This is a genomic window from Marinobacter sp. UBA2498 (assembly GCF_002341575.1).
GTDB classification, from domain to species: Bacteria; Pseudomonadota; Gammaproteobacteria; order Pseudomonadales; family Oleiphilaceae; genus Marinobacter; species Marinobacter manganoxydans.
In genome coordinates this window covers 1-7,336 of sequence record NZ_DDOI01000140.1, presented here as the reverse complement: position 1 = coordinate 7,336, position 7,336 = coordinate 1, and the positions used below count along the sequence as shown (strand labels likewise).

Sequence of the window (7,336 nt, the reverse complement as noted above, 5' to 3'; positions counted from 1 at the left end):
GGAGTGGGGTGAGCCTATCGCCATGACCGAAGACGTGAAAAAACGCGTCGATGAGCTGTGGGATACCCTGGGTATTGAAAGTCCGGCATCCCGCCCCGACTGATATGGGCAGTGAACATAGGGCGGTGCGGCTTTGGCCCTCTGGTATCGCCTTCAATGCGGCGTCGCAGGCAGACTTGCTCGGCGCTGCCGCGCGGGCTGGCATAGCTGTGCCGGCAGCCTGCCGCAACGGGGTATGTGAAATCTGCGAGGCCCGGTTACTGAAGGGCGCCGCGCTTAATACCCGAAACCAACAGACTATAAAGATCGGTGAGCGCTTGATGATGTGCCGTAGCATCGCGCTCACGGATCTGGAACTGGAGATATCCGCCGTTATGGCAGCTGGAAACAATCAGCCTGGCAAGTTTCAGGCAAAGGTCGTGGACGTAAGGTCGATCAGTCACGATGTCTATCGCGTTGAGCTGCAGCTTCCGCGGCGTCGGGAGCTGTCGTTTCATGCCGGGCAATATCTGTCGGTCAATCTGCCTGATGCTGACCCCTGTTACTTTTCCATCGCCAGCAGTCCATCGGACCAGAATATCGAGCTGCATATCCAGGCGACCCCCGAGTGGGTGTCGGCGCAGAAGGTGATTGATGCCCTGACGTCCGGTGGTGAGGTGACCGTGGAGCTGCCCCACGGCAAGGCCTGTCTGGCGTCAGTGCCGACCAGGCCGCTGTTGCTGGTGGCTGCCGGCACCGGCTTTGCCCAGATGAAGAGCCTGGTGGATTACCTCCGGGAAACGTCCTACGACCAACCGGTCAAGCTCTACTGGGGCGTTCGTCGGCACGAGGACATGTATCTTCGCGCCCTGGCACAGCAATGGCAGGACGAGTGGCCCCGCTTCACGTTCCTGCCGGTGGTGGGAGATGACGAGGATAATGACTGGGCTGGCCATCACGACCAGCTGGTTCGCGCGGTTCTGGCATCCGGTATGGACTGGAAGAATGTGGAGGTCCATGCCAGCGGTTCGCCCACCATGGTGTACACACTAATGGATGCTCTGGTAGATGCGGGCCTGCCCGAAGAGGCGTTCTTTTCTGACGTGCTGGAGTACGCCCCCCGTTCGTGAAGCAGCCTGTGTAGTCGAATAAAAAAAGGGCCAGATGAGACGTTCATCTGGCCCTTTTTCTTTACACCCTGGCGCTAAGCCCTGGGCATTGGCAGTTCCGGCAGCCCGTTATCCTTGGCCAGCCCCTGCATCAGCAATTTGACGCTGGCTTCTTCCTCGCCCATGTGGGCATTCAGGCGGCTTAGCTCCGCCAGTGCCTCCCGGCTCCGCTTCAGCCGCAGGCTGGTCTCGAAATATTCACGTGCCTTGCCCCAGAGTTCGTTGCGAAGGCTCAGCCGTCCCAGGGCCAGCAGAAGCTCGGGGTTGTTGGGCCGGTCTTTCAGCCATTGTTCGGCCAGCAGCAACTGTTCATCCGGTTTCTGGCCCTTCACCCGCCCGTACAGATTGATCAGCTCATCGCTCCAGTGGTTGCGCAGCACCTTGCGCAACAGGGTTTCGGTCTGTACCTCGTCGCCAAGGCTGGCAAGCAGGCGGGCGTAGTCCCTTATGGTGTATTCGTCGCGACGCAGGAAGCCCGGCAGTTCGTCCCAGAGCCTGGTCAGCGGTTCCAGGGATGCATCGGGATCCTGTTTCTGCTGGCGCCGGCAATCCTCTGCGGCACGCTCCAGCAGGTTATGCCAGACCTGGCGTTCCAGATCATTGAGTTCCGCTTCCGAGAGCACGCTGCGTTTGCGAAGTTCAGGCAATAACCTGGACAGTTCGCGCCAGTCTTCCAGGCGCAGATAGGTGTTTTTGAGCAGTTTCAGCACAAAGGGGTGATGGGGCGACTGTTTGCGAAGGCGAACCAGCGTGGCCAGGGCCTGTTCAAGGCGGTTGCCTGCCAGTTGCAGCTGGGCCTGGGTAATACCGACGGCCATGTCAGAGCCGGGGGTGCTGTCGAAGGCCTTGCGAAGCAGATCATCCACGGCCTCGTGATCACCGGTCTCGAACGATGCCTGGGCGGCGGCAAGATAATTGATCAGGGGCGTGTCGGCATGGCTGGCGGAGGATGTCAGCAGTTTGCGGGCCCTGGGCCAGTTGCCTTCGGCCAGCGCCAGCAAACCCTGGGTGGTCCGGCGTCGGGCCCGGCGTTCATTGCCGCGGGCAATCCAGCCCGCCACCAGGCCGGTGCTGGTTCTGAGTCGGCGGATAAGGTTGATGGTCAGGACGGTCAGCACGATCAGGGCCACGATCAGGCCCAGCCCCACCCAGAAGTTGGTTTCGATCAGGTAATGGCCAAGGCTGATCCGGATGTAGCCCAGATCATATTGCAATCCGAGGGACAGGCCGGTGCCAATCAGCAGCGCCAGCAGAACGATCAGTAACAGGCGAATCATGAATCACCGCCTCCATTACCATCGTCGGCGTCTTCCTCGCCATTACCGTTGTTGGCATTGAGGCGTCCGGCCAGCCGCTCCTTGAGCAGGTCCAGGGACTGACTGATATCCGGCAGCTCCGGGTCCACGTTCTTGCCGGCCAGCTCAGCCAGGGTTTCACTCAGGGCGGTGACCCGGGGATTGCTTGCGTTGTACCAGTCGTCAATGGTGGTTCGGGCCTTGGTAAGGGCGCGCTCATACAGCGGCTGGTTGCCCCGCAACACCGCCATCTCGGCTTCTTCCAGCATCAGCTGTAGGTTCAGTCGGGCATAGGCGCTCTGGTCGGGAGAGAGCAGCGGCTTGACCGGCTCGTCCATGCGGCGCACAACCACCACCTGCATCAGTGTTGCTTTCACCTTGTTCCAGGCCTGTACGACGGCGCCGGGTTCTTCGCCGGTTCCAGCGCTTTCTCCCTGTGCAGCGTTGACGACAAAGCCGGGCGCGTTCTCACTGATCAGGGCCTGGTCGGTAAGCTGGTGGATGCTGTCGATGGCCGCTTCCAGTGTCAGGTAGAGTCCGGTGCGGTCAACGCCGGTCAGGCCCTTGAGTGCGAGAATTTCGCGAGCCAGTTGCTGGCGAACCGGGTAGACACCGATGTCGTCGGATTCAGTGAGTACTTCGTCGGCCGCTTCCAGGGCCGACATGGCTCCGCGGATGTCTTTTTCGATCATCAACCGCTGATTGGCAATGCGCAGAAGGTATTCCGCCTCGGCCAGCAGCCAGTCCGTGCGTGTGCGGTTTCCGGCTTCCAACAGTTCACGGGCATTGTGGTCGATCTGGCGCTGCTGGGTGGCAATCAGTTCCCGCTGGCTTGCCAGTTTCTCTTCGAGGGACTGCAGGCGCTGGCTTTGCTGGCTGCCGCGGTCGCCATAGAGATCTTCAAGCTGGGCGGTGTCCTGCTTCAGGCTCTCGATTGTCTGCATGACAGCCTGGTGGTTGTTCCACTGTTGCCAGCTCCAGAGCGCCAGGGCGATTGCGATGATCAGGGCGAGAATGGCAACCAGCCATACCGGCCAGAGTTTCTGGCGAGCAGGCGGTTCCTTGGAAACGGTTGCGGGCAGTTGATTCGTTGTCTCTGTCACGGGCGTCCTTACTTGGCTTTTCCGGAGCCACCGTCCCGGCCGGCAAGTTGCGCTGCAACCGTGGCCACGATGTCGTTATCGGCAAGGCTTCCTGGTATACACGGATTTAGGAATCCCGCTGCCCGGGCCTGTTCGGCAACCCGATCTGCGGGAACAATCAATAACCTATCGTATAGATTATGGCCGCTATTCGCACATAGTGCGATGAGATTGTTCAAGGTTTCGCCCGACAGGGCGACGATGGCCTCCGGAGCAAAGGTATCGAGGGTGGCCCGGATCCGCTCCGGCGCGTGGTCAGGGCGAAAGCGGCGGTACAGGGGCAGCAGGGTCACGCGGGCGCCCCTGGCTTCAAGGGTTTCGCGGATCAGTTCGCGTCCGGTTTCCCCGCGAGCGAGCAGAACCCGCTCATGCTGGAGGTTTTGCAGTGACGGCAATGCCAGTAGTGCCTCGCTGGTCCAGCCCTCGGGCGGCCGCCGCGGGCTGAGACCGTGTTCCGCAAGCACGGCTGCGGTGCCTGCACCAACGCCATACCAGCGGATGCCCATGGGCACCTGGGGCCACCAGGTGTCCACCTCTTCCAGCAGCAGCCGGGCGGCAAACGGGCTGACCGCGATCACATGGGAAAATTCATCCAGGCTCAGAATGAGTGTGCGGCGCTCGGGCGTTTCCGGCAGAGGTTCCCGGTCAATCAGTGGCAGGATATGTACATCGGCACCGGCTGCACGAAACCGGCTGGCCAGGCGCGAAGCCTCGGGTTCGGGCCGGCAGATCAGAATCCGCCGGCCGTTCAGGTCGGGCTCAGGTTGGTGTGTGGCCATAGATTTCAGCCAGCACCTTGTCGGCTCCGAGAGCCAGCAGATCCTCGGCCAGTTCCCGGCCCAGACGTTCGCCTTCGGCCCGTGGCGCGCGGCCTTCGACCCGGAAAATCTGGGTGCCATCAACAGCGCCCACCAGGCCCCGCAGCCAGATTGTATCGTCGTCTTCAAGAAGCGCGTACGCCGCGATTGGCACCTGACAACCACCTTCCAGCCGACGGTTCAGAGCCCGTTCGGCGGTGACGCGATCCCAGGTGTCTTTGTGCTTCAGGGGTTCGAGCATGGCCAGCAGATCCTGGTCATCGACCCGGCATTCAATGCCCAGGGCGCCCTGGCCGACCGCCGGCAGCGACAACGTGTCGGGCAGGCAGTAGCGGATGCGCTCGTGAAAGCCCAGACGCTTAAGCCCGGAGCTGGCCAGTACAATCGCTTCGTATTCGCCGGCATCAAGCTTGGCCAGCCGGGTGTTGACGTTGCCCCGCAGCACGCGAATCTCCAGGTCCGGGCGGTAGGCCCGCAGCTGGGCCTCCCGGCGCAGGCTCGCAGTGCCAACCACGGCGCCGTGGGGCAGGGCGTCAACGTTGTCATAGTGGTTGCTGACGAAGGCATCGGTCGGGTCTTCCCGTTCGCAGATCGCCACCAGCCCCAGTCCTTCCGGGAATTCCATGGGCACGTCTTTCATGGAGTGGACGGCCAGGTCTGCGCGGCCGTCCAGCATAGCTTCTTCCAGTTCCTTGACGAACAGGCCCTTGCCGCCGATTTTGGCCAGAGGCACGTCCAGGATCTTGTCGCCCTGGGTCTTTATCTTGACCAGTTCCACGGTGATGTTGTCGTGCAGCCTTTCCAGCTCGGCCTTAATGAATTCCGCCTGCCACAGCGCAAGGGCGCTGCTGCGGGTTGCAATGCGAAGGGTACGTTTGGACATGACACTCACTGTCGGTTCGGAAAAATGTCCGCCAAGGTTACCTTGTAGCGGCAGAAAAGTCCCGCAGCTCCCGCCTAAGGCGCGCGGCTGATTCAGCCCGGCTGATGTTCCTGAAGCCACTGGCGGACATTGCTGGCATGGCGGCGACTGACCGGCAGTTCGCCCCGGCCTTCCCTCAGGGCGACCAGGTTGTGGCCATCCGGCGTCCGTCTCAGTGCCTGGATAAAGCGAACCCCCACCAGGGTGTTCCGGTGGATCCTGAGCAGGGTGCTCGGGTAGCTGTTTTCCAGTTCCTTCAGCGTGTAGTCACACACGGTTTCGCCCCGGGCGTGATGGATGGTGACGTATTTTTGATCTGCCTCGCAGTAGAGGATTTCCGACAGATCGATCAGCTCGGTGCCGCGGTGAGTGCGCACCGCCAACTGTTCCTGGCTGTGGGCAGCCTGGCCGTTGAGTGCCTGCAACTGTACCCGGTTGACCCTGCCGGCCCGGGCCAGGGCCTCCGCCAAGGCCTCTTTGCGAACCGGTTTGAGCAGGTAGGCGATGGCCTGCACGTCAAATGCCTGGATAGCGTAGTGGTCGTAGGCCGTGCAGAAGATCAGCGCCGGTGGATTGGCCAGCTGGCTAAGTCTGCTGGCGGCCTCCATGCCGTCCATGCCCGGCATCCGGATATCCAGCAACAGTATGTCTGGCTCCAGTTCCGCCACCTGTTTCAAGCAACTGTCGCCGTCTGCAGCTTCGCCACAGACCCGATACCCCGGAACCGCCTCCACCAACCGGCGGATGCGTTCCCGTGCCAGGGGTTCGTCATCGGCGATCAGGACGCTGCGGGTATCAGTCATGTCTTGTCTCGTTTCCGTTGGTCAGGGGTTTATTGTTTTCGGGCGCTCTGCTCGCCGGCCTTCCGTCGCGGCAGTCGCAGGGTAACCGTGTACACATCGTGCTGGTGGCTGTGTTTGAGCACCGCCGGCTCACCGAAAAGCGCCCGTAGCCGTGACTGAATGTTGGCCAGCGCCATTCGGTTGCCGTCATGTTGCTGGTTATTCTGGTCCGGCTTTGGATTCTGTACCAGCAGGTAGACAAATTCGCCTTTGGCCTGGGCTTCAATCCTGACGGTGCCACCGTCCGGGCGCGGCTGTATACCATGGTAGATGGCGTTTTCCACCAGGGGCTGCAGCGTGAGCGGGGGAATGGCCTGTTGCTCCAGACCCTCTTCAATCTGCCATTCCAGTTTCAGGCGGTCGCCCAGGCGCAGTGCTTCGATGGCCAGGTAACGCTGGCACAAAGCCAGTTCCCTGGATAGCGGGATCAGCTGGTCGCCGGTGCGAAGGCTGGCGCGAAACAGTTCCGAAAGATCCAGAACGGCTTCTTCGGCCCGTTCCGGATTGATGGCAATCAGGCTGGCAATGGTGTTCATGCTGTTGAACAGGAAGTGCGGCTGAATGCGAGCCTGGAGTGATGCCAGATGCGCCTGCATTTCCGCTTCACGCTGCTGTTGCCACTGGTGCTGCAGGTAAAAATAGCGCAGCACCATGAGCACGATCAGCAACGCCAGCAGCATCTTCTTGGCCACGCCCTGCCAGACAGCCACGCCGTCCTGGGGGTGCAGGACGCTGTCTGCAAACAGGCTGAAGGCGAGCACATCCAACAGCACAATGGCGACGATGGTGGTTGTCGCACCGGAGACGGACATCCGTGCAAGCCGGGTGCGCAAAAGGCAGATCAGGGCTGCACTGGTGAGGGTGGTCCACTGCACGAACAGCGACAACAGCCCAAAGTAATTCCAGTCGATCCAGCCCCGCTCCGCCTGCACGATGGCGAGCACCAGAACCAGCAGTTCACTGGTGACCAGCAACAGGAACACGGCCCGTACCCGGCACAGGTCCGGAACGAAGAACTCGCTCTCTGTCACACCTTTGTCCCCGTTACGGGGTGTCTCCTTTACCCGGGTCAGAATGGTATACTCCCGCCACGTTCAATGTACCCAGTTCCCGCCAGATGATGCCGGGCTGTCAGCAGGAAAGATAGACCATGACGGATCAGAAAAAGT

The 7,336-nt window shown here is 61.3% G+C and carries 7 protein-coding genes; 1 reads left to right on the top strand and 6 read right to left on the bottom strand.

Annotation, left to right across the window (positions count from 1 at the left end; translation table 11 throughout):
- Positions 1-104 precede the first annotated feature (104 nt).
- Entirely contained in the window at positions 105-1,109 is a 1,005-nt protein-coding gene (locus tag B2W52_RS19345; RefSeq protein WP_273070141.1) for a 2Fe-2S iron-sulfur cluster-binding protein, read from the top strand.
- Between the two features lie 74 nt (positions 1,110-1,183).
- Here the strand turns inward: B2W52_RS19345 and B2W52_RS19340 are convergent, their stop codons facing one another.
- The 6 genes from B2W52_RS19340 to B2W52_RS19315 form a co-directional block, all read right to left on the bottom strand.
- Complete coding sequence (locus B2W52_RS19340; protein WP_053114155.1) at positions 1,184-2,425, bottom strand: heme biosynthesis HemY N-terminal domain-containing protein; 1,242 nt, start codon at positions 2,423-2,425, stop codon at positions 1,184-1,186.
- On the bottom strand, positions 2,422-3,546 hold the full coding sequence (locus tag B2W52_RS19335; protein ID WP_273070139.1) for a uroporphyrinogen-III C-methyltransferase: 1,125 nt from the start codon (positions 3,544-3,546) through the stop codon (positions 2,422-2,424). Before B2W52_RS19335 ends, B2W52_RS19340 begins: the two co-directional genes overlap by 4 nt.
- Positions 3,547-3,554: 8 nt before the next feature.
- The gene (locus B2W52_RS19330; protein ID WP_014575850.1) at positions 3,555-4,364 is read right to left on the bottom strand and encodes a uroporphyrinogen-III synthase; all 810 of its coding nucleotides are present in this window, start codon (positions 4,362-4,364) and stop codon (positions 3,555-3,557) included.
- Positions 4,345-5,286: a hydroxymethylbilane synthase gene (gene hemC / locus B2W52_RS19325; protein ID WP_014575851.1), complete on the bottom strand. Its 942-nt coding sequence runs from the start codon at positions 5,284-5,286 to the stop codon at positions 4,345-4,347. Before hemC ends, B2W52_RS19330 begins: the two co-directional genes overlap by 20 nt.
- A gap of 92 nt (positions 5,287-5,378) precedes the next feature.
- Complete coding sequence (locus B2W52_RS19320; RefSeq protein WP_014575852.1) at positions 5,379-6,128, bottom strand: LytR/AlgR family response regulator transcription factor; 750 nt, start codon at positions 6,126-6,128, stop codon at positions 5,379-5,381.
- A 29-nt stretch (positions 6,129-6,157) separates the two neighbouring features.
- Positions 6,158-7,198 carry a sensor histidine kinase gene (locus tag B2W52_RS19315; RefSeq protein ID WP_104271541.1) on the bottom strand — a complete coding sequence of 347 codons (1,041 nt, stop codon included), beginning with the start codon at positions 7,196-7,198 and terminating at the stop codon, positions 6,158-6,160.
- Positions 7,199-7,336: the final 138 nt, after the last annotated feature.

What these genes read in the sequence shown, in the direction of transcription:
- B2W52_RS19345 (WP_273070141.1), top strand. Translation starts at nt 105, where the DNA reads ATGGGCAGTGAACATAGGGCGGTGCGGCTTTGGCCCTCTGGTATCGCC.
- B2W52_RS19340 (WP_053114155.1), bottom strand. Translation starts at nt 2,425, where the DNA reads ATGATTCGCCTGTTACTGATCGTTCTGCTGGCGCTGCTGATTGGCACC.
- B2W52_RS19330 (WP_014575850.1), bottom strand. Translation starts at nt 4,364, where the DNA reads ATGGCCACACACCAACCTGAGCCCGACCTGAACGGCCGGCGGATTCTG.
- hemC (WP_014575851.1), bottom strand. Translation starts at nt 5,286, where the DNA reads ATGTCCAAACGTACCCTTCGCATTGCAACCCGCAGCAGCGCCCTTGCG.
- B2W52_RS19320 (WP_014575852.1), bottom strand. Translation starts at nt 6,128, where the DNA reads ATGACTGATACCCGCAGCGTCCTGATCGCCGATGACGAACCCCTGGCA.